Origin of the sequence: Glutamicibacter sp. NPDC087661, from assembly GCF_044743275.1 — a bacterium.
In the GTDB taxonomy this organism is placed as follows: Bacteria; Actinomycetota; Actinomycetes; order Actinomycetales; family Micrococcaceae; genus Glutamicibacter.
On the sequence record NZ_JBIUWE010000004.1, the window covers coordinates 224,861 to 246,728 of the forward strand.

The 21,868-nt window shown below is 63.2% G+C and carries 20 protein-coding genes; 9 read left to right on the forward strand and 11 right to left on the reverse strand.

Features of this window, described 5'->3' with window-relative positions:
- Positions 1 to 18: 18 nt before the first annotated feature.
- The 4 genes from ACIOTN_RS12495 to ACIOTN_RS12510 all read right to left on the reverse strand — a co-directional run bounded on the left by ACIOTN_RS12495 (position 19) and on the right by ACIOTN_RS12510 (position 4,372).
- Positions 19 to 675: a bifunctional 2-polyprenyl-6-hydroxyphenol methylase/3-demethylubiquinol 3-O-methyltransferase UbiG gene (locus tag ACIOTN_RS12495; protein ID WP_105656498.1), complete on the reverse strand. Its 657-nt coding sequence runs from the start codon at positions 673 to 675 to the stop codon at positions 19 to 21.
- A 102-nt stretch (positions 676 to 777) separates the two neighbouring features.
- The gene (locus tag ACIOTN_RS12500; protein WP_402735437.1) at positions 778 to 2,595 is read right to left on the reverse strand and encodes a cytochrome b/b6 domain-containing protein; all 1,818 of its coding nucleotides are present in this window, start codon (positions 2,593 to 2,595) and stop codon (positions 778 to 780) included.
- A 5-nt stretch (positions 2,596 to 2,600) separates the two neighbouring features.
- On the reverse strand, positions 2,601 to 3,581 hold the full coding sequence (locus ACIOTN_RS12505) for an electron transfer flavoprotein subunit alpha/FixB family protein (RefSeq protein ID WP_402735438.1): 981 nt from the start codon (positions 3,579 to 3,581) through the stop codon (positions 2,601 to 2,603).
- Positions 3,582 to 3,595: 14 nt separating this feature from the next.
- A complete protein-coding gene (locus tag ACIOTN_RS12510) occupies positions 3,596 to 4,372 on the reverse strand; it encodes an electron transfer flavoprotein subunit beta/FixA family protein (RefSeq protein ID WP_105656495.1) in 777 nt (258 codons plus the stop codon).
- 402 nt (positions 4,373 to 4,774) lie between these two features.
- Here ACIOTN_RS12510 and ACIOTN_RS12515 point away from each other — a divergent pair, with 402 nt between their 5' ends.
- Positions 4,775 to 5,884: a hypothetical protein gene (locus ACIOTN_RS12515; protein ID WP_402735439.1), complete on the forward strand. Its 1,110-nt coding sequence runs from the start codon at positions 4,775 to 4,777 to the stop codon at positions 5,882 to 5,884.
- A gap of 88 nt (positions 5,885 to 5,972) precedes the next feature.
- Positions 5,973 to 6,410: a hypothetical protein gene (locus ACIOTN_RS12520; RefSeq protein WP_105662264.1), complete on the forward strand. Its 438-nt coding sequence runs from the start codon at positions 5,973 to 5,975 to the stop codon at positions 6,408 to 6,410.
- 24 nt (positions 6,411 to 6,434) lie between these two features.
- On the opposite strand, the gene ACIOTN_RS12525 is transcribed toward ACIOTN_RS12520, so the two are convergent.
- The gene (locus ACIOTN_RS12525; protein WP_105656492.1) at positions 6,435 to 6,860 is read right to left on the reverse strand and encodes a DUF1801 domain-containing protein; all 426 of its coding nucleotides are present in this window, start codon (positions 6,858 to 6,860) and stop codon (positions 6,435 to 6,437) included.
- A complete protein-coding gene (locus tag ACIOTN_RS12530; protein WP_402735440.1) occupies positions 6,829 to 8,247 on the reverse strand; it encodes an MFS transporter in 1,419 nt (472 codons plus the stop codon). The genes ACIOTN_RS12525 and ACIOTN_RS12530 overlap by 32 nt, the downstream gene beginning before the upstream one ends.
- A gap of 237 nt (positions 8,248 to 8,484) precedes the next feature.
- Here ACIOTN_RS12530 and benA point away from each other — a divergent pair, with 237 nt between their 5' ends.
- From benA to ACIOTN_RS12560, 6 genes are all read left to right on the forward strand, one after another.
- Positions 8,485 to 9,843 carry a benzoate 1,2-dioxygenase large subunit gene (gene benA / locus ACIOTN_RS12535; RefSeq protein WP_332730805.1) on the forward strand — a complete coding sequence of 453 codons (1,359 nt, stop codon included), beginning with the start codon at positions 8,485 to 8,487 and terminating at the stop codon, positions 9,841 to 9,843.
- Positions 9,844 to 9,862: 19 nt separating this feature from the next.
- On the forward strand, positions 9,863 to 10,393 hold the full coding sequence (gene benB, locus ACIOTN_RS12540) for a benzoate 1,2-dioxygenase small subunit (RefSeq protein WP_105656489.1): 531 nt from the start codon (positions 9,863 to 9,865) through the stop codon (positions 10,391 to 10,393).
- A 78-nt stretch (positions 10,394 to 10,471) separates the two neighbouring features.
- Positions 10,472 to 12,007 carry a benzoate 1,2-dioxygenase electron transfer component BenC gene (benC, locus tag ACIOTN_RS12545; RefSeq protein WP_402735441.1) on the forward strand — a complete coding sequence of 512 codons (1,536 nt, stop codon included), beginning with the start codon at positions 10,472 to 10,474 and terminating at the stop codon, positions 12,005 to 12,007.
- On the forward strand, positions 12,004 to 12,810 hold the full coding sequence (locus ACIOTN_RS12550) for a 1,6-dihydroxycyclohexa-2,4-diene-1-carboxylate dehydrogenase (protein WP_286134080.1): 807 nt from the start codon (positions 12,004 to 12,006) through the stop codon (positions 12,808 to 12,810). The genes benC and ACIOTN_RS12550 overlap by 4 nt, the downstream gene beginning before the upstream one ends.
- Before the next feature lie 163 nt (positions 12,811 to 12,973).
- On the forward strand, positions 12,974 to 14,323 hold the full coding sequence (locus ACIOTN_RS12555; RefSeq protein WP_402735442.1) for an MFS transporter: 1,350 nt from the start codon (positions 12,974 to 12,976) through the stop codon (positions 14,321 to 14,323).
- Between the two features lie 48 nt (positions 14,324 to 14,371).
- Complete coding sequence (locus ACIOTN_RS12560) at positions 14,372 to 17,056, forward strand: LuxR C-terminal-related transcriptional regulator (protein ID WP_402735496.1); 2,685 nt, start codon at positions 14,372 to 14,374, stop codon at positions 17,054 to 17,056.
- 258 nt (positions 17,057 to 17,314) lie between these two features.
- Here ACIOTN_RS12560 and ACIOTN_RS12565 read toward each other — a convergent pair whose 3' ends face one another.
- Together ACIOTN_RS12565 and ACIOTN_RS12570 are read right to left on the reverse strand one after the other, a co-directional pair.
- Complete coding sequence (locus ACIOTN_RS12565; RefSeq protein ID WP_332486430.1) at positions 17,315 to 18,679, reverse strand: DUF222 domain-containing protein; 1,365 nt, start codon at positions 18,677 to 18,679, stop codon at positions 17,315 to 17,317.
- Between the two features lie 339 nt (positions 18,680 to 19,018).
- Entirely contained in the window at positions 19,019 to 19,519 is a 501-nt protein-coding gene (locus ACIOTN_RS12570; RefSeq protein ID WP_105656484.1) for a hypothetical protein, read from the reverse strand.
- A gap of 253 nt (positions 19,520 to 19,772) precedes the next feature.
- Here ACIOTN_RS12570 and ACIOTN_RS12575 point away from each other — a divergent pair, with 253 nt between their 5' ends.
- The gene (locus ACIOTN_RS12575) at positions 19,773 to 20,114 is read left to right on the forward strand and encodes a DUF1801 domain-containing protein (RefSeq protein WP_332486432.1); all 342 of its coding nucleotides are present in this window, start codon (positions 19,773 to 19,775) and stop codon (positions 20,112 to 20,114) included.
- 153 nt (positions 20,115 to 20,267) lie between these two features.
- On the opposite strand, the gene ACIOTN_RS12580 is transcribed toward ACIOTN_RS12575, so the two are convergent.
- From ACIOTN_RS12580 to catC, 3 genes are all read right to left on the reverse strand, one after another.
- On the reverse strand, positions 20,268 to 20,420 hold the full coding sequence (locus ACIOTN_RS12580; protein ID WP_332486434.1) for a hypothetical protein: 153 nt from the start codon (positions 20,418 to 20,420) through the stop codon (positions 20,268 to 20,270).
- A 117-nt stretch (positions 20,421 to 20,537) separates the two neighbouring features.
- Complete coding sequence (gene catA, locus ACIOTN_RS12585; RefSeq protein WP_105656483.1) at positions 20,538 to 21,395, reverse strand: catechol 1,2-dioxygenase; 858 nt, start codon at positions 21,393 to 21,395, stop codon at positions 20,538 to 20,540.
- Positions 21,396 to 21,588: 193 nt separating this feature from the next.
- Positions 21,589 to 21,867, reverse strand: coding sequence for a muconolactone Delta-isomerase (gene catC / locus ACIOTN_RS12590; RefSeq protein ID WP_105656482.1), 279 nt, complete (start codon positions 21,865 to 21,867; stop codon positions 21,589 to 21,591).
- Between the last annotated feature and the right edge of the window lies 1 nt (position 21,868).

Below are 21,868 nucleotides of genomic sequence, written 5' to 3' on the forward strand. Positions count from 1 at the left end.
GCTGGAGGGTCGAACTTTTTAAACCTTGCGCTGCACGAATACCACGGCATCCTCCAGGGTCGCCGGATTGCCATCGGGACCGATGATGGTGCGTTCGCGGACCTCGGCGCACAGCACCTCCCACTGCGCCGGATCCAGAGCCAAAGCTTCCAGTTCTTCTTCGGGGCTGGGGAACACTGGCATCTGGTGATCGGGCTTGCTGGCGAAGGACGGCATCGATGCATGGGACAGGGCCAGCAGGTGGCCGCCGGGTGCGACCAGGGTCGCTGCCTTGCGCAGGAAGCTGGCGCGAGGGAATTCAAAGGGTGCCTGGAAGAAGCTCAAGGTCACCAGGTCGAAGGTTTCCCCGGTATTCCACGCAGCCAGATCCGAGGCGATGAAGCGAGTCTGCCCCGCGTCCAGGCCGTGCTTGGCCGCTTCTTCCTGCGCGCGCTTCACCGCGGTGGGCGAGATGTCGACTCCGGTAGCCTTCCAGCCGTGGGTGGCCAGCCACAGCGCATCGCCTCCCTCCCCGCAGCCGATATCCAGCGACGTGCCGGGGGCCAGCGGGGCGACAAGGTTCTCGATGACCTGGTTGACCTTGCCTGACCAGACCCGCTCGGACTGGCCGTAGTGGTTCTCCCAGAAGGCGACATCATCATGTTCTTTGGTGTGGTGTTCGTGGTGGTGGCTCATTTTCGTTGTTCCCCATTCGTCAGTAAGGCCGTTGTTATCGACCCTACTGACGATCGGCCCCATGCGCGATCAGTTTTGCGCCAGAGGCAAGAATCGCTGCTCCTACCTTGCACTGACCTTGCCGAAGAGCCGGGCTATGGATGCGAGGATCATTGGCCGGCAGGCCAGCCAGGCGCCGGCGATTACGAGCAGCGAGAGCGCGAAGAAGAGCAGTCCGGTCCAGTTATCCGCGTACGCGGCTGGATCCGTGGAACCCTGGGCCGCGTACATGTGGTTCAGGTTGCGCAGCGCCCCGGTGGAGAACACCAGGATCACGTGCACGAGGATGAACACAGCGAAGTACAGCATGGTTGGGAAGTGCAGCGCGCGGGCAACCTCGATCGGGTACTTCGCGGTCAATGCTGGCATGTTCTTCGGCCAGAAGGCGCTGAGCCGGAAGCCGGTGATCGCCGCGACCGGGGCCGCGATGAACACGGTGGTGAAGTAGGCCAGCTGCTGCAGCGAGTTGTAATTCACCCAGCCGTTTTCGGTGGGCCAATCCAGCGTCAGGTACTGCAAGGCCGCCGAAATCGCGTTGGGGAAGACCTCCCACGACGTCGGGACGATGCGCATCCAGTGGCCTGTGGCGAACAGCAGCACGAGGAACACCAGGCCATTGATGATCCACAGCAGGTCAAGACCCTGATGCAGCCAGAGGTTGATGCTCACCTTCGGGCTGCGCTTCGACGACCAATAGGCAGGCGGCTTCTTCTGGTGCCTGACCAGCATGCCAGAACGGATGATCAGGACCATCAGGAAGAAGTTGAAGAAGTGGTTCCATGCCAGCCAGCCAGGGAACCCGAGAGGTGCCGAGTCCGGCAGGTGGTACTCACCCGGGTAGCGTTCCATGAATGACTCCACGGCATCGATGCCGGCAATGCCGCGGGCAACGAGCACCACGGCGGTGGCGATGCCCAAGGCGCAGAATGCGCCAAGGATTCCAGCCAGCACCCACTGCTTGGTCGTCATCGGGCCATGCTTGGCCGCTTCTTTCTTGCTCTTCGCCGCTGCCTGGGGTGCCGGCTTGCTCGCGCGCCCGGCGGCCGGCGCGTTACTTGCCGCGGCTGCTGGCGCGGCAGGTTCCTGCGCACCCATGCGGGTACGGGCAGGAGCAGCCTGCACCTCGGCGGCCGCAGGCTCCGAGGCCAGCGCGGCGCCGGATGCCTGGCCCACCGGATCCGCGGGTGCTGCCTCTGCCCTCGGCGGGATGGCCGGTGCGGCCTGGGCCTGGGCAGCTTCCGCAACCGGTGCCGGCGGGAGCGCAGGCGCTGGAGCCGCTGGAGCTGCGGCAACAACGGGAGCGGCCACGAATGAACTTGGCGGCCACGGTTCTGCACCGGCGGTGCGCGGCAGGCCACGGCGAACTGCTGGTGCCCCGGCACTGCAAACCGCTGTGGCCGGGGCGGTACCCGCGGTGGCAACTGGTTCGGGGGCCGCCGGCGCTGATTCAGCTACCGGTTCGGCAACCGGTTCGCCAACTAGCTCGGCAACCGGCTCGGGTGCTGGTGCAGCGCAAGCGTTCTGCGATGCGGCTGGAGCGTTCGCGGCGACCGGCGTTCCCGCAGGCGGCCACGGCCCGCCGCCGGCAACCCGTGGCAGGCCCTGGCGAAGAAGCCCGGCAACCGCGCCCTGATCTGCAACAGGTTCCGCGGCCGGTGCGCTGGCTGCGGAACTAGCAGATGCTTGGCCAGGCGTTGGTTCCGCAGGCACCGACGGGCCAACGGGCTGGTCGAGAACTGGTTCTGCAGCATCCTCGACCGCGCTAGGCCCTGCCGGGACCGCGGCGCCTGCAGCGGGAGCGAACAGCTCGGCTGGCGGCCAGGGATCGCCGCCGGCCACGCGCGGCAGCCCCTGGCGGATGGATTGGTTTGGTGCGTTCATGGCGATCAGGCCTTGCGTGCTTCCAAGGCGGAAATCAGCTGGGGCACGACCTTGAAGACATCCCCCACCACGCCGAAGTCGGCGATCTCGAAGATCGGCGCATCGGCATCCTTGTTGATGGCGATGATGGTCTTGGCGGTCTGCATGCCCGCCTTGTGCTGGATGGCTCCGGAAATGCCCAGTGCCACGTACAGCTGGGGAGAAACTGCCACGCCGGTCTGGCCCACCTGGGCGGCATGCTCGACGTATCCGGCATCCACCGCCGCACGCGACGCGCCCACGGCAGCGCCCAAGGCATCGGCCAGCTGGTGCACCAGGTCGAACTGCTCCGCGCTGCCCAACCCGCGGCCACCGGAGACCACGCGTGCCGCGGAACGCAGCTCGGGACGGGTGGATGCCGTTTCGGCCGTTCTCAGTTCCTTGACCTCGACCTCCGGCTTGCCGCTGGCGGCTGCTTCCAGCGGGATCGCGCTCGCCGGTTGGGCCTGGGCACGCTCTTCGATGCTGCCCACGCGCACGGTGATCACCGGCGCGCCGAAGGTCGGGGCGCTGTGGGTCGAATACGCGCCGCCGTAGATCGAGTGGGCTGCGATGATTCCCTGGTCATCACGCGAAACACCGAGCGCATCGACGCTCAGCGCCAAGCGGTGGCGCACCGCGAAGCGTGCGGCCACTTCGCGCGAAGCCAGGGTATGCCCCAGCAGTACGGCTTGTGGCTGGATTTGCGCGAAGGCCTGCTGCAGCGCGTCAGCCATCGGCGCGGTCAGCACCGGAGAATCGACGGCGGCGGTGAGTACCTGCGCGGCGCCAGACTCGCTGGCTTGCGCCGCCAGGGTATCAAGGGATCCGGCCGGAGCGGCGACAAGCGCTACCGGGGTGCCCACGGCAGAGGCGGCGCCGAGCAGTTCCTCGTGGTTCTTGGCCAGCGTTCCAGTGGCCGTGGTCTCGAGGAAAACAAGAATTGAATCAGAAGCAAAGGAAGTCATGGTTTTCTTTCCGCTCACACCAGGTTGTTCTTGACGAGGAATTCGGCCACTGCGTTACCGGCATCGCCGTCATCGGCAATGACAGTTCCAGCGGTGCGGGGCGGGCGCTGGGCCACCGAAACCATGATGGAACGCGCAGTATCCGCAGGCAGGGACTCGACGCCCAAATCGGCCAGGGACAGGGACTCGACCGGTTTCTTCTTCGCGGCCATGATGCCCTTGAAATTCGGGAAGCGGGCATCCGGCAATGCCTCGGTGATCGAAGCGACCGCTGGCAATGGAGCGCTGATCTGGGCGGCAGCGCCATCCAGCTCGCGCAATCCGCTGATCGCGCCGTCGGCAATTTCTACCGAGGACAACGAAGTCGCCGCCGGAAGATCAAGCAGCTCGGCCAGCATGACCGGGAGCATGCCCGCGGAGCCGTCGGTGGACATGTTGCCGGTGAGGACCAGATCGTAGCTGCCTCGGCGCAAAGCCGCCGCCAGGACCTGCGCGGTGAGGACCAGATCGGCGCCGAGAAGCTCCTCGTCGCTGATATGCACGGCGCTGGCAGCGCCCATGGCCAAGCCCTTGCGCAGGGTGGCCTGAGCTGAATCCGGGCCCATGGTCAGCACGGTGATTTCAGTTCCAGGGTTCGCATCAGCATGCTTCAGCGCAACTTCCAAGGTCCGCTCGCCGATTTCATCGAGCACCACTTCTGAAGCGGCACGGTCAGCCAGGCCGGTCTCCAGATCCAGCAGGCGGTCCTCTCCGGTATCTGGGACTTCTTTGATCAAAACCGCGATCTTCATTATTTTCTCCCTCTTATCGCAGTAGCATCTGCCAGGACAGCCGATGGCCGGAAATCACCAATGATCCGGGGCTTCGCGGACCACTGAAGCGGCCCCCGCCGAAACTACTAGGAAATCCAAGTTCATTAATAGGCCACGGCGCAGATTTTCTGCAGAGCTGAAAGCATTGTGTCGCAGGCTACGTCTGTCTTTGCTGTTCATCTTGTCGGATTCAGCGCCATTGGTCAATGAAAGTGGACAAGAAAACAGCAAGTGAGCACCTTGAACACCAAAGGTCCACGATCCGGCGGGGTCATCCGGGCATGCTTCCACGCAGGTGAGCCGCATCGCGCTATTCGCCCGGCTTCGGGCGGGCACCGTAGGCTTTAACCAGAGACCAATTTCGGAACCAAAGGACGGCTCATGGCCAGCAAAAAGCGTCAAGGCAAGAAGAACTCGGGCGCAGGAAATCCTGCCAAGGCGGCAGCGCGCGGCCGCAGCGTGTTCCTGATCCAGGCTGAACAGCAGATCAATGCGCTTCGCCAGGACTACACAACTTGGGTAGCGCAGCAGGTTCCTGCCTTTTCGCCTGAACAGGCGGCGCAGGCAGCGGGCATGCAGCTGGACGTCATCGGGCAGATCGCCGGCCAGTACGCCGAGAACGCCCGCAGCTCGAACCTGTTCGACCTGGACATCGATGTCTTCGGCGAGACTCTGGCCGAGCACCTGGGCAACCTGCCGGAATCCTTGGCTCCGGAGCCGATCTTCACCACATGGCTGGAATACTTCAGCTTCATCGAGCGGCGCATGCTCTGGCAGGGCCCTGCGGAGAACCTCGAAGCCCTGCGCGAGATGCTGGAAGATACGCTCAATGGTTTTGCCGAGGGCGACGCGGAGCTATGCGGATTGCTGCGCGAAACCAGGTTGTTCAGCCAGGTCAAGGCCTATGCCCAGGCAGTGGCCGAAGGCGTGGACATGGAGGACTTCAGTGCAGCAGCCGAAGCGCCGCGCGCCAAGGTATTGACTGCCGTTGGCCTGGATGCCGAAACCTTCGACCCGGAAGGCCCGGCGCCACTAGCCTTCAACTACATCTGGAGCGCCGGCCGGATGTCCGTCGTGGAGTCGGAAGGATCGGTGTTGCGCACGGATCCGGACGCCTACGAATTGCTGGTTGCCGGCGAGGAAGCGGGCAGCGCGCAGCTGCTCTTCGAGATGGCTGTCGGCTGCGTCCAGGCGCACCTGAACCCGACCTTCGATGTCACCTTGCGGGATGAAGCCCATTACCTGGTGCTGCGCAACCTGCTGGTCACCGCATCCACCGGCCGCGAAGGGGACTTGGAGGGCCTGCGCCGCAACTGCGGTCCGAAGATCTACGATGCCGTGCTTCCAGAAGCCCGCATCGCCATGGATTCCTTGGTCGGCTACGGTCTGATTTCCAAGGACGGCGAGCACTACAGCATCGACGAGCGCCTGGTTCCGGTCATCTCCGCCGGCATCTCAGAGGTCGAGGCCTTCTTCGAAGAAGCCGAATAAGGCAGGGGATGATACCCGCAGAGGCACCAGTCTGCGGGTATCATCCAACCTAGGAAGATATTCGCTAGTAGCAAGCAGGCAATCGCTAATGGGCAAGAAAATCAGTTGGCCAATGAGCTGGCTGGCTGCAGCCAGCGGGATCCTCTTTGCGGTGTTGCTGCTGATCGTGGATCCGCTGATCGCGGATGCCCCATGGTGGTCCGAACCCGACTTGTGGGTGCCCTTGGCGTTCCCGCTGCTTCCATGGCTGGCAGTTGCCGGCGTGATGGCATGGCTGGGAAGCGCAACCGAGCGCTGGCTGCACGCTCTGGTGTTCAGCTTCAGCGCCCTGGCCGCCGGGGTGATTCCCGGCCTTTTCTGGACGCTACTGCTCTTTGACGCTTTCCCGGATTCCGCCAGCCCGCAGCTTCCCATGGCCGTCTCGCTATTCTCGGGTGCGGTGGCAATTGTGCTGGGTGCAGTTGCAGGCGGGCGGGCAATTTTCAGGCGTTTCAGGAAGGCCCGGCTGGCCGCCGTGGCGAACTAGGCGGCGGAGCTAAGCCCCTGGAGGCTATCGAGCCTGGTCGTCCTGCCGCGAGGCAGCGATGGAGATCAGTTTCCGCAGCACCTCCAGGTCGATGTCCTCCAGCTTTTTCACGTACACGCAACCGGCTCCCTCGGTGTATTTGCCCAGCTGCGGCAAGAGCTGGGCGCCCTCGGGAAGGTCCTTCAGCCCGTAGAGCGAGAGCTGGGCCTTGCGCGGCGAGAAACCGGTCTTGGGCCAGATGCCCGTGGTGCGCGCATTGGCAGGGGAGATGTAGGTGTAGCTTCCGTAGCCCACCATGCTCGGTCCCCACATCACCGGCTGCTCGCCGGTGGCTTCGCGGAAGATGCGGTCCAGTTCGTGGCCGTCAACCCGGCGCTTGGCCGGGGTTGCCGCCTCAATGAATTCCTCCACGCTGGCCTCAGTTGGAAGGGTCTTCTGACTTGTTGGCAAGTGATGCCTCCTCGGGTGCTCCAGGTGATTCGGCCTGGAAAATTGTCGACAGCTTGCGGTACTGGCTGGTGCCCATGGCCAGCAGCGCCACCACAATCATGATCAGCCCGCCGGCCAGGAATATCAAGGCGATGCCGCGCGCCTGGCCTTGCCCCACCAGCCAGCCGAATCGGTCGTCGCCCGCTGGCGAGCGCATGAAGGGGATGACCAGGTACTGGGCAATCGGCGCGATCAGGAAAGCGGTAATCGGCGCCGCGGCGGCTTCCATCATCTGGGCGAAGCCGAACACCCGGCCCTGGCGGCGGAAGGTGACCACCTTCTGGATCACCGTTTGCTCCGAGGCTTCCACCGCCGGGATCAGCATCATGTAGAGCCAGATGCCCAGCACATAGAGCCACGTCCATTCGCGGATGGTGAAGATCGCGCCGAGGAATCCCATGACGGCAACCAGCAGGAGCATGGTGCGGATCGGGTTGGCCCCCAGACCGAACTTGGCGATGGCCAAGCCGCCGATGATGAAGCCGGTGGATGCCAGCCCGAAGGTGATGCCCCAGGCTTCGACCGGCATGATGGTCAGCCCGTAGGGATCCATCAGCGCCATGTAGGTGCCGCCGATGAAGTTGTTGAACATCGAGAAGATGATCAGCGCGAATAGGCCAGGGATGGCCATCACTGTAGTGAAGCCCAGGCGCAGGTCGCTGGTCTTGGTCCGCCCCTCCTCCTTTTCCGGTTCCTCCTCCGGGATGGAGATGCCCAAAAGGTGCAGCATCGTGACCACGACCATCACGATGGCAATGGCCAGCGTCCATCCCATCCCCAGCAGTCCGATGGACAGCCCGGAGAACACGCTGGTGATGATGAAGGCGATGCCCTGCACCGTGCCCACCAGCCCGTTGGCGTTGGCATGGCGCTCGACCGGGATCAGCAAGGTGACCGTCGTGGACAGCGCGATGCCTCGCATCTGCTCCACGATCGCGCCGAACAGGATGACCAGGCAGAAGATCCAGAACTGCCATCCGCCGATATCCAGGATGTCCTTCGTGGGCAGCCAGAGGTAGATCAGCCCAGCCAGGGAAAAGGCCACAGCGGTGATCATCGCGGAGAAGACGAAGACCGATTTCTTGCGGTGGTTGTCCACGATCGTCCCGAAAACCATGGAGAACACGGAGATCAGCAGCATGAATGCGCCGCCGATGATGCCGGTGGCCATGACGTTCTCGGTCTCCAGGTACACCCAGAAGGTCAGCGCGAACCACAGGTAGCTGGTGGTGAGGTTCGCGACGGCGGTGTTGACCAGGATGTGCATGAAAGAGCGCTGGCCCTGCGGCGGAACTTCGTGGTTCTGGCCGTGGGCCGGCGGGAGATCAGGGGGTCCTTCATCGCGCATGGGCAAGCCTGCTTCGAAAAAGTGGCTGGTGGTCGTAGCAAAAGAATACGCCGATGCATTGATAGGCAACAGGTGTGAATTCAGACGATCGAAAACATAGTAGTCAGATGCCTAGCCCAAGCCTAGGCATAACCCTAGTGTGACCGCCCGCACTTTCTGCCAAGGTTGAATCCATGCAAACCGGCTGCAGCGGTTTCCCCTTTAAACGAGCATTGAATGGACGGAGCACACCACGCCATGACCGAGACCCTGAACGAGGTATCCAGCCTGCTGGATAACGCGCTGGTTGACAGCCCGGAAACCGGAGAGTTCCGCGCCAACCGAAATATCTTCACCGACGAAGAGATTTTCGAGATGGAAATGAAGCACATCTGGGAAGGCAACTGGGTGTACCTGGCCCACGAGTCCCAGATCCCGAACATCGGCGACTACTACACCACCAACATCGGCCGCCAGCCCATCATCATCTCGCGCAACAAGCAGGGCGAACTCAATGCGCTGATCAACGCCTGCAGCCACCGCGGAGCCATGCTCTGCCGGCGCAAGACCGATAACCGCACCACCTTCACCTGCCCGTTCCATGGCTGGACCTTCAACAACTCCGGCAAGCTGCTCAAGGTCAAGGATTCGCGGGGAGCTGGCTACCCGGAGCAGTTCAACAAGGACGGCTCCCACGATTTGACCAAGGTTGCCCGTTTCGAGAACTACCGCGGTTTCCTCTTCGGCTCGCTGAACGCCGATGTCCTGCCGCTGGAAGAGCACCTGGGCGAGGCCACGAAGATCATCGACATGATGGTTGACCAGTCCGAAGAAGGCCTGGAAGTGCTGCGCGGCGCCTCGACCTACACCTATGACGGCAACTGGAAGCTGCAGGCGGAGAACGGCGCCGACGGCTACCACGTCTCGGCCACCCACTGGAACTACGCCGCCACCCAGGCCCGCCGCGCCAACGGCGAATCCTCCAACGACACCAAGACCATGGACGCCGGCGGCTGGGACAAGCAGAAGGGCGGCTACTACTCCTTCGAGCACGGCCACCTGCTGCTGTGGACCGAATGGCTGGACCCGGCCAACCGCCCGCTGGCCGAGAAGCGCGACGAGCTGGTTGCCAAGTTCGGCGAAGCCAAGGCCGACTGGATGATCGGCATTTCGCGCAACCTGTGCCTGTACCCGAACGTGTACCTGATGGACCAGTTCGGCTCGCAGATCCGCGTCTTCCGGCCGGTGGCAGTGGACAAGACCGAGGTGACCATCTACTGCTTCGCCCCGGTGGGCGAGTCGGACACCGCGCGCGCGGCCCGCATCCGCCAGTACGAGGACTTCTTCAACGCCTCGGGCATGGCCACCCCGGATGACCTGGAAGAATTCCGCTCCTGCCAGAAGACCTACCTGGCCACCTCGGCGCAGTGGAATGACCTCTCGCGCGGCCAGGCCCACCAGATCACCGGACCGGATGAGAACGCGGACAAGGTGGGCCTGAAGCCCATCTCCTCCGGGGCGCGCACCGAGGACGAGGGCCTGTACCCGATCCAGCACGGCTACTGGCTGCAGACCATGCGCCAAGCCGTGGACAACGAACGCGAAGCACAGAACTAAGGCCGAAGGGACAAGACAGATGAGCACCATCGCACTGACCGAGGCGCCGACTTCCAACGGCGCAGTCACCACCGCGGATATCGCGCAGTTCCTCTACCAGGAAGCCCGCTTCCTCGATGACCGCGACTTCGACCGTTGGCTGGACTGCTACCACCCGGAAGCCACCTTCTGGATGCCGGCCTGGGCCGACGACGAGCAGCTGACCGAAGATCCGCAGCGCGAAATCTCGCTGATCTACTACGCTAACCGCGGCGGCCTGGAAGACCGCGTCTTCCGCATCAAGACCGACCGCTCCTCGGCCACCTCGCTGCCCGAGCCGCGCACCGGGCACAACATCACCAACGTGGAGATCGTTGCAGTGGACGGCGACAAGGTGGACATCCGCTTCAACTGGTTCACCCTGTACTACCGCTACCAGAACGTGGACACCTACTTCGGCACCTCGTTCTACACGATCGACTACTCCGGCACCGCGCCGGTGATCACCGCGAAGAAGGTCGTCCTGAAGAACGACTACATCCACCACGTCGTGGACATCTACCACATTTAAGCGACACCCATTGGGCGGCGGGGCCAGTGCAGGCCCCGCCGAATCGCCCATCCCCGAATCCTGTGAAATGAGCATGCCATGTCCCACCAGGTAGCCCTCGCCTTTGAAGACGGAATCACCCGCTTCATCAAGGTCGGCGCGAACGAAACCGTCGCCGATGCCTCCTACAAAGCCCGCATCAACATCCCGCTGGACTGCCGCGACGGCGCCTGCGGCACCTGCAAGGCCTTCTGCGAGTCGGGCAAGTACGACGGCGGCGACTACATCGAAGAAGCCTTGACCGACGACGAGGCAGAGGCCGGATACTGCTTGCCCTGCCAGATGGTCCCCGAATCCGACCTCGTGCTGCAGATCCCGACCACGTCGGATGTCGCCAACACCTCGGCCGCCTCCTTCGAATCCACGCTGAGCGAGATCCGCCGCATCTCCGAAACCACCTGCGCCTTCAGCCTCGAGGTGGACAAGCGCGAAGACCTCTCCTTCCTGCCGGGCCAGTACGTGAACATCGAGGTCCCCGGCTCCGGTGGGCAAACCCGTTCCTACTCCTTCAGCTCGGGCCCGGAAGTGGACATCGTCTCCTTCCTGATCCGCATCACCGACGGCGGTCTGATGTCCACCTACATGCGCGATACCGCGCAGGTGGGCGACCGCATCACCTTCACCGGCCCGATGGGCAGCTTCTTCCTGCGCGAACCCAAGCGCCAATCGCTGCTGCTCGCCGGCGGCACCGGCCTGGCCCCGCTGCTGGCCATCCTGGAGAAGCTGGCCGGCATGGACAACCCGCACCCGGTGCACCTGATCTACGGCGTGAACACCGACATCGACCTGGTCGAACTCGATGTGCTGCAGGACTACACCCAGCGCATCGCGGGCTTCAGCTTCGACACCGTGGTGGGTGACCCGGACAGCGCTTCACAGAAGAAGGGCTACGTCACCAACCACTTCGAGCCGCAGCACCTGGCCGAGGGCGACGTGGATATCTACCTTTGCGGCCCGCCTCCGATGGTGGAGGGCGTGCGCCGCCACCTGGAAGCCGAAGGCCTCAAGCCGCAGAATTTCTACTACGAGAAGTTCGCGCTGGCCGTCGTTCCGGACGCCGAGCCTGCCGCCCCGGCTGCCGAGGCGCCCGCCGCGCAAGCCGCCGCCGACCAGGGCTACGAAATCGGCGAGGAGCACGCCAGCTTCGAGGCCCAGTTCGATGCGCGCATGGCCTTGGAACTGGCCGTCGTCGAGCTGACCATGGGCAAGCTGGCCGAGGGCCAGCTGGGCGAATTCAAGGTCCTGGCCGAACTGGCCGGCAAGACCCTGGACGGCGAGAAGTTCATCAACGCCGAGGAATTCACCGTCACCAATGACGCCTTCCACGAATTCCTGTTCAAGGCCGTGGGCAACGAGCACCTGCTGCAGGCCTACCGCCGCCTGGACGTGCCGGCGCTGATGGCCGCCGTGCTGCGCCAGGAGCACTGGATCGACGGGGCCGTGGACGCCGACCACCTGGGCATCGTCGCCGCTTTCGAGAAGCAGGACATCGCCGCTGCCCGCGCAGCGATCACCGCGCACAACCAGCACGCCAAGGCCACCATGGCCGCCGCTTCCAAGGCAGCGGCCCAGTGAGCGCCGGGCTGCCCGAGTCCTTCCATCCGGGACGCTTTGCCGGCAAGGTCGTCATGGTCACCGGCGCCGCCCAGGGCATCGGCTGGTCCGTGGCCCGGCGCATCGCCGCCGAGGGCGGGGAAATGGTGCTCGTGGACCGCGCGGCGCTGATCCACGAGGTGGCCGGGGCCCTGCGCGCCGACGGCGCCACCGCGCTGAGCGTGACCGCCGACCTGGAAACCTACGAGGGCGCGCTGGCTGCGGTCACCGCCGCGAAGGACCAGTTCGGACGCATCGATGTGCTGGTCAACAACGTGGGCGGAACCATTTGGGCCAAGCCCTACGAGCACTACGCGCCCGAGGAGATCGAAAAGGAAATCCGGCGATCGCTGTTCCCGACCTTGTGGATGTGCCGTGCGGTCTTCGAGGAAATGGTCCAGGCCCGATCCGGAACCATCGTGAACGTCTCCTCGGTCGCCACCCGCGGCATGAACCGCGTCCCGTACGCGGCGGCCAAGGGCGGGGTCAAGGCCATCACCTCGGCGCTGGCCATGGAGGGCGCCGAGTTGGGCATCCGCGTGGTCGCCACCGCGCCGGGCGGCACCGAAGCCCCTGAACGGGTAGTCAAGCGCGGGCCGGCGCCCACCGGCGAGCAGGAAAAAGCCTGGTACCAGGCCATCGTGGACCAGACCGTGGACTCAACCTTGCTCAAGCGCTACGGCACCTTGGACGAGCAGTCGGCGCCCATCGTGTTCCTGGCCTCGGATGAGGCCTCCTACATCACCGGTTCCACCCTCGCGGTGGCCGGAGGAGACCTCGGCTAGCGGCAGTCCCGGCACCGCAAACGCACCACCATGGAACAAACGGCTCGTGATCACGGGCCGTTTGTTCCATCCAGCACCAACCCGGCCGTGCTTCCAGCGCCGGGCACGTATTTTCCGGGGAACAACGAGGTTCCCCGGTCACCGCAAACGAACGGAAAAACACGTGAATACCAGCCCAATGACATCCAGCAATGCCGCCAATGGCGCCGTGCGCTGGGTGGTGGTGATCGCCGCCATCGCCCTGATCTTCGACGGCTACGACCTGGTGGTTTTCGGAACCATCGTCTCCACGCTGCTGGCGGACCCCAGCCAGCTCGGCCAGCTCGATGAAGCCGCCGCCGGATTGCTGGGCAGCTACGCGCTGCTCGGCGTGATGGTCGGTGCGCTGTCCACCGGCGCGATCGGCGACTACATCGGCCGGCGCAAGGCGATGATCACCGGCATCATCTGGTTCTCCGTCGGCATGGGCCTGACCGCGCTGGCCTCCGAGACCCTGTGGTTCGGCATCCTGCGCTTCCTCACCGGCATGGGCGTGGGCGCGATCGTGGCCACCGCTGGCGCGGTGGTGGCCGAGTTCGCCCCGAAGAACAGCCGCAACTACTACAACGCGATCGTCTACTCGGGCGTGCCGGCCGGAGGCGTGCTCGCCTCGCTGCTGGCCATGGTGCTCAGCGACGTGATCGGCTGGCGCGGGCTGTTCCTCATCGGCGCGCTGCCGCTGCTGTTCCTGCTGCCGATGGCCTGGTTCAAGCTGCCCGAATCCCCGCAGTGGCTGCTCTCCCGCGGCCGCGTGGCCGAAGCCCGCGAGGTGGCTGCGCGCACCGGAATGCTGCTGGAACTTCCCAGCGACGCCGATGCCGGGCAGCTGAAGGCCGAACGTGTCGGCTTCGCCGCGCTGGCCACCAGGCGCTACGCGCTGCCTACCGCACTGCTGGGCATGATGAGCTTCGCCGGACTGCTGCTGACCTATGGGCTGAACACCTGGATGCCGGAAATCATGCAGCAGGCAGGCTACGGCAAGTCCCATTCGCTGCTCTTCTTGCTGGTGCTGAACCTCGCCGCGGTCTTCGGCGGGCTGCTGGCTTCGGTGGCCGCCGACCGCGTCGGCCCCAAGCAGGTCGTGGCGCTGACCTTCTTCCTGGCCGCGCTGGCAATGGTGCTGCTGACCCTCAAGCTCCCGCTGGGCTTGCTGCTGTCCCTGGTGGCAGTGGCAGGTGTGGGAACCATCGGCACGCAGGTGCTGATCTACGGCTTTGTGTCGAACTACTACCACAGTGCCGCCCGCGGGGCCGGGGTGGCCTGGTGCGCCGGATTCGGCAGGCTGGGCGGGATCTTCGGCCCGCTGCTGGGCGGAGTGCTGCTTTCGGCGGGAGTTTCCCCGGGAACCGCATTCTATGTCTTCGCCGCAGTTGCTATCGTTGGAACGCTGGTCACCACCTGCGTCCCGATGACCCGTTCGGCCGCGCAGCGCAGCGCGCAAGAAGAGCTGGCTGCCGCGGGAGCAGGGAAGTAGCAGCACATCGAAACGCAACGCGGCGACGCAGGAAGGCTGGTGAACGCCATGCTCAGTGCCCAGCAGGGCCAGGATGCGCTCATCGGCCTTTCCCGCGAAGTCCAGCAAACTGGCAGTACCCTGGCCGTGCTGAAGGGCCCGCGCGGCAGCGGCAAGAGCACCATCATCAAGGCGCTGCTAACCCGGTTGGCCAGCCAATCGGTGCAGCTGGTGACCGCCTCGCGCTGGGAAACCGCGCAGCCCGGAGCCGCCTTGGGCCCGTTGCTGCAACGCAGCCACGCAGGCTCGGCCGGGGCGCTGGGCGAGGCCTTGCTGGAATACCTGCGCAGGGAGGCGCCGCAACCCCGTGCGCTGGTGCTGGAAAATGCGCAATGGGTCGATGACCTGAGCTTCCAGGCGCTGCACTACGCCTGGCGCCGCTTGCGCAATGAACCGGTACTCATCGTGCTGGTGATGCGCGACCAGAACCTGGCCAGGCTTTCACCGGAAACCCGGGAATTCCTGGCCGACAGCCAATTGAAGATCCTGCAGCTTCAAGTGCCCGATCCAACGCATGCGCGCGAGATCATCTGCGCCAGGACGGGGATCGACCTGCCGCCCATGGCCGTCGAGCAGCTGGTGGACTACACCGAGGGCAACCTGCAGGTGGTCATCGAGCTGGCCCAGGAGAATCCGGAGCACAGCTGGGAGCAGTTCGACCGCTGGCCGCCTGCCCCTCACGCCCTGTCGTTGCACGTCATCGAGCTATTGGAGGGGTTGGAACCGCGGGCGCGGGCGCTGCTGGAAGCGGCTGCGGTGCTCGGCGCGCAGGCCCGGATCGACAATATCGCCAAGCTGGTGGGCGAGGATGATCCGCTGCTGCCGATCCAGCAGATTCTCGACTCCTCGCTGGCGCAAACCCACGGCCATAGCGGGAAGGTGCGGCTCGGGTTCGAGAACGCATTGACCCAAATGGCTGTCTACCATCAGATCCCGCTGAGCACCCGCATCCGGTTGCATGCTTGCGCCGCGGACATCGTCGAGGACCAGGGGGCCAAGCTGGGCCATCGGGCCGATGCGAGCATCCTGCCCGATGGCCGCTTGTCGATGGAACTGCAAGACTACGCGCGGTCCCAAGGCAAGCGGGGCGAGTGGTCTTCGGCCGCTACCGCGTACTTCAGGGCCATGCACTTGTCCCCGGAACCGATGCGCCGCGACTCCCTGCTGCTCAACGCAGTGGATGCGATTGTCGCCGCCGGCGAGCTGCCGCGGGCGCAAACCTTCGCGCATCAGCTTTCGAGCTTGGAAAGCAGTCCGGAACGGGACGTGCTTTCCGGATACATCTCGATCCTGCAAGGCCGCGCCAACACCGCGCAGCGCTGGCTGTCCAGTGCCTGGCAGAACGCGGTCCAGCATCAGGACAACGATGTGATGGCCGCGATCGCCCAACGCCAAGTCCTCGATTCGCTGTGCCGTTTGAAGGGGCAGAAGATCATTGACTGGGCTGAGCAATCGCTGCGCCTTGCCCAGGTGGGCAGCCCGCTGGCCATTGAGAACGCAGCCATCCAAGGGCTCGGCCTGGCAATGATGGACCGGGCTGATGAGGGGGAACAGGTCTTGATGGACCTGCTGGCCACCCTTCCGGCGGGAGCACAGCGCCAGCGCGCGGAAATGTCACTGGGCTGGGTCTACCTCGCGACCGATCGCGTGGAGCTAGCCCGGCACGAGCTCTCCGCAGCCAGCTCCACGGACTTCAGCGATGGTTCCCTGCGCATCTCGCTGTGGGCCAAAGCCTGGTCGGCGCGCGCTGAATTCCTCATGGGCGACTGGGACCAAGCGCTGGAGACGGTTCGATCCGCGCAGTCCCTGCAGGAGCGTTCTGAAATCCAGATCCTGCGTCCGCTGATCCAGCTGACCGCGGTGCAGATTCACGCATTGCGCGGCAATTGGGAGCAGGCGGATCTGCACCTACGCAAGTCGTGGGCACGCACCGGCAGCTATGCCATTATGGAGATGCCTTACCGGATGGCGCGGGCCGAGATTGCCCGGGCGCAGGCAAACCATGAAGAGGTTGTGCGGACGCTGGAACCATTGCTTCGGCTGGACCGTACGCAGGGCATCGACCAAGCAGGTTTCTGGACCTGGCAGGATACATACGCCATGGCGCTAATCCGTTGCGAACGCCTGGATGAAGCAGAAAAATTCGTACAGCCGTTGCTGGAGAGTGCTCTCGCTTCAGGCCACCAGAGCGGAGCCGCTCGATTCCTGAGCGTGCAAGGCACCTTGCTGGCAGCCCGCGGTGATATCGACGCAGCCCGTTTGGCCTTTGAAGATGCCATCCGCCGTTTGGAAGGCATCGGGTCGGTCTACCACCGGGCAAAAATTGATTTCTACTACGGGCAATGCCTGCGCCGAGCCGGCAAGCGAGCCGAATGCGTTGCGCCGTTGACCCGCGCGCTGGCGATTTTCACGCACTTCGATGCATCCGTGTACATCGACCGCTGCACTCGTGAGCTCCAGGCAAGCGGAACCGGGATGCTGCGCAGGGAGAGTGCTGACTGGTCGACGCTGACGGTGCAGGAACAAGCCGTGGCCAAGCTGGTTTGCGAAGGTGCAAGCAATCGACGTGTCGCTGAAGAGCTGTATATAGGCACCAAGACAGTGCAGTACCACCTGACCAAGATCTACACGAAGCTGGCGGTCTCAAACCGTACTGAGCTTGCTGCGCTGGCGCGTTTCGACCTTGAGGGATAGTGCCTTCCGACTGAGAAAAATTTTCATTCCCGAGGGCAGCAAAACCATGCGGAGTTCGAGTTGACCTGCGCGCTGTGACTGTAGATTTTTTTCATTCAGCACGAATCGCTTGAATCGAACGCGGCCGGGATTCTTGATTCAGGCCGCGTCCAGCATTGCAACCAGACTCAAAGCCGTTGCTCCTGCGAAGTATGGGTGGTGTGGTGGTGCTAGTGACTGAAAAAATTTATCGCTCGAAATCCAAATCAGGTACTGGCTCTAGCTGGTTTCGGTTCCGGGCAGGCCCTCATCTTGGCCGAGCCCCAGTACTCGCCGCACTTCGGGGGTCAATTGCACCTCGCAGGCCGCAGCCTCCTGGGGACGTTGAGGACAACGATCGTTGACATGATCAAATTTCTCCACGTTGTCCACGCTCTCGGGAACCGTGATTGACCGCAGCCCGTGCGGAGATACCCACGTCTTGGAGCCATCCGGGCAAGCGAAGACCTTCCAGCCAAGCGCGTGCTTGTACATCTGATGCTGCTTGCACAAGAGATGAGTGTTCTGCCGGGTAGTGTGGCCGCCCTGCCCATACGCTTCGATGTGATCAATTTCCGAACGATCGGGCAGGCGGCGGCAACCAGGGAAACCGCAATGCTGGTCGCGGTAACGCAGCAAATCGCGCAACCCCTGGGAAGGCCGATATTTCTTGGGCTCCACATCAATTGCGGCTCCCGTCCACGGGTCGGTCAGAACGCGCTGGAACGACGGAGCATCCGCGGCGATTTCCAACGCTACGCCGATTGGGATCGGCCCGTAACCTTCCAAATCAGCGAGGGCGCGAGCGGGATTCGCGAGCATTTCAATGGCTGGGATCGTGATGGCAACCCGTGGCTTCAGCGGCATGCCTTCCATTCCGGGCCAGCCATGCAGATACACGTCCGCAAGCACATCGGCTTCAACCTGCGTTTGCGTGCGCAGATCCTTGGAATCAGTGATCTGGGCGGCTGCCTGCTTTATCGAGTTGCGAATCGAATGGATGACATCAGCGCGGTGATGCAGCTGCAAGGTAGCCATGCCATTCTCCTCATTCCACACCTTGAGATTACGGGCTGCGAATGCGTTCTTCTGCCGGTTCTCTGCCGAATTGGGATTCATCCGGTCGTGAAAGCGACGGGCCCGCTGGTAGACGGTCTCGTCGCAGGCTGTTCTTGCCAGAGGCAGCAAATTTTCCTCCATGCGGCCGACCTGCTCCGGGGAAAGGTCTTGCGAGTATTTGACGATGTCGTGGGCGGCCTTAACGGTAATCTCACCTGCAGCGAGCGCGGCAAGGGTGGCTTTGCAGGCGTGGCGCAAGCCCTTGGCATGGAACATCCGCTTGCTGGCTTTACGGACGGATTCGCGCAATGCGACAGCTGACTCAGCTACGAAATTGGAGTTGATGACCTGCTCGCTGCCACGGTCTATGCCATAGTATTCGGCACTCTTGCTGGCTTCGGCTTCCTCGTCTGGGGTGTGGGCATGCTCGGTGGCAATCAGGTCATTGAAGGACGCGCTGACCTGCTCGACTCCGTCTGCCAGTAAAACGCAGATAGCGGCTTCAGCGCTGCTCATCAGGCGTTGGAGTTTCTTCAGGCGTTCCAATGCGTCTCCGGGCCCATCCACGGGGCCCGCATTGAATAGTTCGTCGGCAACCTGCTTGATGGGTCCGAAGAACAACTGGTGCTCGCGATGGGCGTCGAGCGCTGACGCTCTGTGCGACTCCATGCGGGTGCCCGGCGGGCGCAGTGGAAGGCGATGTTCATCGTCGTGATCGTCTAGATATGCGGGAATAGTCATAGTTAACGTTCGCGCAGATTATCGACAGTATCTTCTGGTTCGAAACCAATTGTGGATAAGTTCTAGAAAGTTTATACGAATGCGATTAAGCGTGATTCCGGCGCGAAAATCGCTAGATCAGGGAAGGCAGTAATGGGTGCCGTGCTAGTTGCTAGTTGGATGCAGGGGGCGCGGCGGGCGGGTGAAGGCAGTTCGGATGCCAAAGGCTGCCATGGCTGCGAGTATGGCAAAGGCGAGGACGCTGGCCATGTACAGGGGTGCGGCTAGATCCGCGGCGGCATCGGCGTTCCAATCGGCAAAGGTGTCGCCCACCGAGTTCATATTGGCGAAGGAAGCGAAGAAATAAGCCGGTGCGCCTAAGGCAATGATCAGGCTCCAAGCTCCGATAGCCGCCCAGGCGGGCAGCTTGCGTCCGGCGGAAACTACCGGAACGAGCCAAGAAATGGCGAGGGCGGTTCCAGTGGCTGCGAAGACCCACCCTCCAAGCGAGTCGTAATTCTGGTCCATTGAGGCCATCTCGGAAATGGTTTCATCGAGGGAGAGTCCACTTGCTGCGGTCACGGCCCAATTGTTCATGAGCAGTGAGCCGTAAGCCGCGTAAGCCACGATCATGGCGAACCCGGAGATGGCTAGAAGTTTACGCATGTCAGTAGCCTAACAGTGCACTAGTCAACTCGGTGGGATAACCAATACGCGTATGAGTTGGGCGTCCATGCTACTTCCTTGCACGATCAAGCTGTCCTGAGGCCAGCTGCCTGTATTCCAGTGCAAGAATCCGTGAATCAGATGCCCTTAGTCGGTAAGGTGCATTATGTGCCGATCGGGAGCCCAAAGCGATCGCGCGAGCGATACCACCCAGCGCCGCAATGAGGCGCCAACCGTTAGAAGGAGACTAGGGATGATCTTCACCAAAAAAGGCGACGCCGCAGTTCTGGCCAAGCTCAGCACAGCTCCAGCACCCTATCGCGAGATCGCCGAACGGCTTCACACCATAATCATGCAGAGCGCACCATCGCTGGAGCCGATCGTCCGCTGGGGACTTCCGTTTTACGTCCGGGATGGCAAAGACGTCTGCTACATCAAGCCTGACAAGGACTTCGTAGCTTTCGGTTTTGGAGAAGTCGTGAATCCTGCCTACGAGGAAGGCTCCCACATGCATCCAGTTGCATGGACTATCACCTCGCTGGATTCTGCAACGGAAGACAGGATCCGGGACCTGGTGAAGAAGGCCGCGGGCTGATCCCGAGCAAGCTAGCTGGCCGCAAGATGAACAGTGCGCCCGCTGCAGGCAGCCGCATTGCCTGGAGTCCGTCCTCAAGTGCGCCGAAGGTCCCGGCAGCGTCATTGCTGTCGGGACCTTCCGCTTCGCGTCGGTAGTACTGAGGGCAAAAGCCTAGGCGGCAAGCATCGAGGTGCCGTGCTCCTCTTCTGGCATCCATCCGGTCCAGGCCCAGTGGTTCTGGGGTTCGCTGGCATCGGCAGCTCGGTGCGCGATGGATTGGGGTTGGAACTTCCCGGCTGGATCGTTCAGTGTTGAAGCATTCATGCTGCGCTCCCATTGGATTGGCGGGTGTTCGCCCGTTCGTCGAGGTTCCGGGTACGGCAACGGCGGGGGTCCGGCCAATGCTGCCGGGACCCCCGCCGTGTTGAGGCGCGCTGGGGCTTACTTCACAGGGTCGAGCACGAAGTCGTAGGTGACCTGCTTGCCGTTGCCCGATGCTGCTGGGTGCACGTCGAGCATCAGTTCCGGCTTCACCGCGGTGGCGATGTCGTCGTCGTTGTGCGCATCGCCCGGGAAGTACAGCTGGGCGGTGAGCAACTCGTGGCCCTCGGCGGAGACCTTCAGGTGCAGGTGCGCTGGGCGCCACGCGTGCCAGCCGGCGGCGGCGATCAGCTGGCCGCAGGCGCCGTCGGTCGGGATCTGGTACGGGGCTGGCTGCATGGTGTTGATCTGGAAGTTGCCTTCCTCGTCAGCAATGAAGGTGCCGCGCAGGTTCCACTCGGGGATGCCAGGGGCGAACTGCGAGTAGAAGCCCTCTTCGTCTGCGTGCCACAGCTCGATCTTGGCGTTCTTCAGCGCCGAGCCGTCGGTGGAGCGGACCTGGCCCTGGAAGAGCAGGTTGGTGCCCTTCTCGTCCTCGCGCATCGAGATGGTGGCAGGGGTGTTCTGCGAAGGCGCTTCGGGCACGTAGTAAGGGCCTTCGATCGAGCCCTTGTTGCCTTCGCGGTGGTCGGTGGCGACCTCTTCCACCGAGTGCTCCAGCCACACGTCCAGGAACAATGGCCATTCGCCGTCGTCGCCAACCTTGATCAACCATGCCTTCAGGGCATTGAACTCGTCGTAGCTCACGCGCTCTTCGAGGATGATGTCGTTGGCGGCCTTGACGAGCTTGGAAGCAAGCATGTTCACGCGCTCGGTGGAGGTCGCGATGCTGCCGAGCTTGCCGGAGTTGCGGAAGCTGTCGGTGGCGGCGTTGCCGGACTTGGCTGCAGTTGCGTCTGCTGGAGTTTCAGTGGTCATGGTGACTCCCCTAAATTATGTGGTGTGGCGGATGCGGATCCATACTGTGACCCCCATCATCCCGGGTGATTGATATTCAATGTAGTGCAGCGTCTATGCCAAGTGAAATACTCATTTGTCGGCCATTGGAACGTTTTGAATATCAATGCTTGTGGGCTGGGACACGGAGGGAATCCGCCGGTCCGGAAAAGTCCTAGGCCAGCGAATTCGGATGCTTGGCCAGCGCGGTGACCTTGATCTTCATGTACGGGTACATCGGGAAGCCGCTGAGGATTTCGTGCAGTTCGTCGTTGGATTCGACGTTGTACAGCGAGTGGTTCGCGTACTCGCCGACCACGCGCCAGATGCCCTGCATCTTGCCGCTGCGCTGCAGGCTTGCGGAGTACTCCTTTTCCCGGGCCTGGAAGTCAGCGACTTGCTCATTGGTCAGGTGGTCCGGGAAAACAACGTCCATACGGGCGAGGAACAACATG

What these genes read in the sequence shown, in the direction of transcription:
- catA (WP_105656483.1), bottom strand. Translation starts at nt 21,395, where the DNA reads ATGACCACTGAAACTCCAGCAGACGCAACTGCAGCCAAGTCCGGCAAC.
- benA (WP_332730805.1), top strand. Translation starts at nt 8,485, where the DNA reads ATGACCGAGACCCTGAACGAGGTATCCAGCCTGCTGGATAACGCGCTG.
- benB (WP_105656489.1), top strand. Translation starts at nt 9,863, where the DNA reads ATGAGCACCATCGCACTGACCGAGGCGCCGACTTCCAACGGCGCAGTC.
- ACIOTN_RS12520 (WP_105662264.1), top strand. Translation starts at nt 5,973, where the DNA reads ATGGGCAAGAAAATCAGTTGGCCAATGAGCTGGCTGGCTGCAGCCAGC.
- ACIOTN_RS12515 (WP_402735439.1), top strand. Translation starts at nt 4,775, where the DNA reads ATGGCCAGCAAAAAGCGTCAAGGCAAGAAGAACTCGGGCGCAGGAAAT.
- ACIOTN_RS12505 (WP_402735438.1), bottom strand. Translation starts at nt 3,581, where the DNA reads ATGACTTCCTTTGCTTCTGATTCAATTCTTGTTTTCCTCGAGACCACG.
- ACIOTN_RS12580 (WP_332486434.1), bottom strand. Translation starts at nt 20,420, where the DNA reads ATGAATGCTTCAACACTGAACGATCCAGCCGGGAAGTTCCAACCCCAA.
- ACIOTN_RS12575 (WP_332486432.1), top strand. Translation starts at nt 19,773, where the DNA reads ATGATCTTCACCAAAAAAGGCGACGCCGCAGTTCTGGCCAAGCTCAGC.
- ACIOTN_RS12530 (WP_402735440.1), bottom strand. Translation starts at nt 8,247, where the DNA reads ATGCGCGATGAAGGACCCCCTGATCTCCCGCCGGCCCACGGCCAGAAC.
- catC (WP_105656482.1), bottom strand. Translation starts at nt 21,867, where the DNA reads ATGTTGTTCCTCGCCCGTATGGACGTTGTTTTCCCGGACCACCTGACC.
- ACIOTN_RS12510 (WP_105656495.1), bottom strand. Translation starts at nt 4,372, where the DNA reads ATGAAGATCGCGGTTTTGATCAAAGAAGTCCCAGATACCGGAGAGGAC.
- benC (WP_402735441.1), top strand. Translation starts at nt 10,472, where the DNA reads ATGTCCCACCAGGTAGCCCTCGCCTTTGAAGACGGAATCACCCGCTTC.
- ACIOTN_RS12560 (WP_402735496.1), top strand. Translation starts at nt 14,372, where the DNA reads ATGCTCAGTGCCCAGCAGGGCCAGGATGCGCTCATCGGCCTTTCCCGC.
- ACIOTN_RS12495 (WP_105656498.1), bottom strand. Translation starts at nt 675, where the DNA reads ATGAGCCACCACCACGAACACCACACCAAAGAACATGATGATGTCGCC.
- ACIOTN_RS12500 (WP_402735437.1), bottom strand. Translation starts at nt 2,595, where the DNA reads ATGAACGCACCAAACCAATCCATCCGCCAGGGGCTGCCGCGCGTGGCC.
- ACIOTN_RS12570 (WP_105656484.1), bottom strand. Translation starts at nt 19,519, where the DNA reads ATGCGTAAACTTCTAGCCATCTCCGGGTTCGCCATGATCGTGGCTTAC.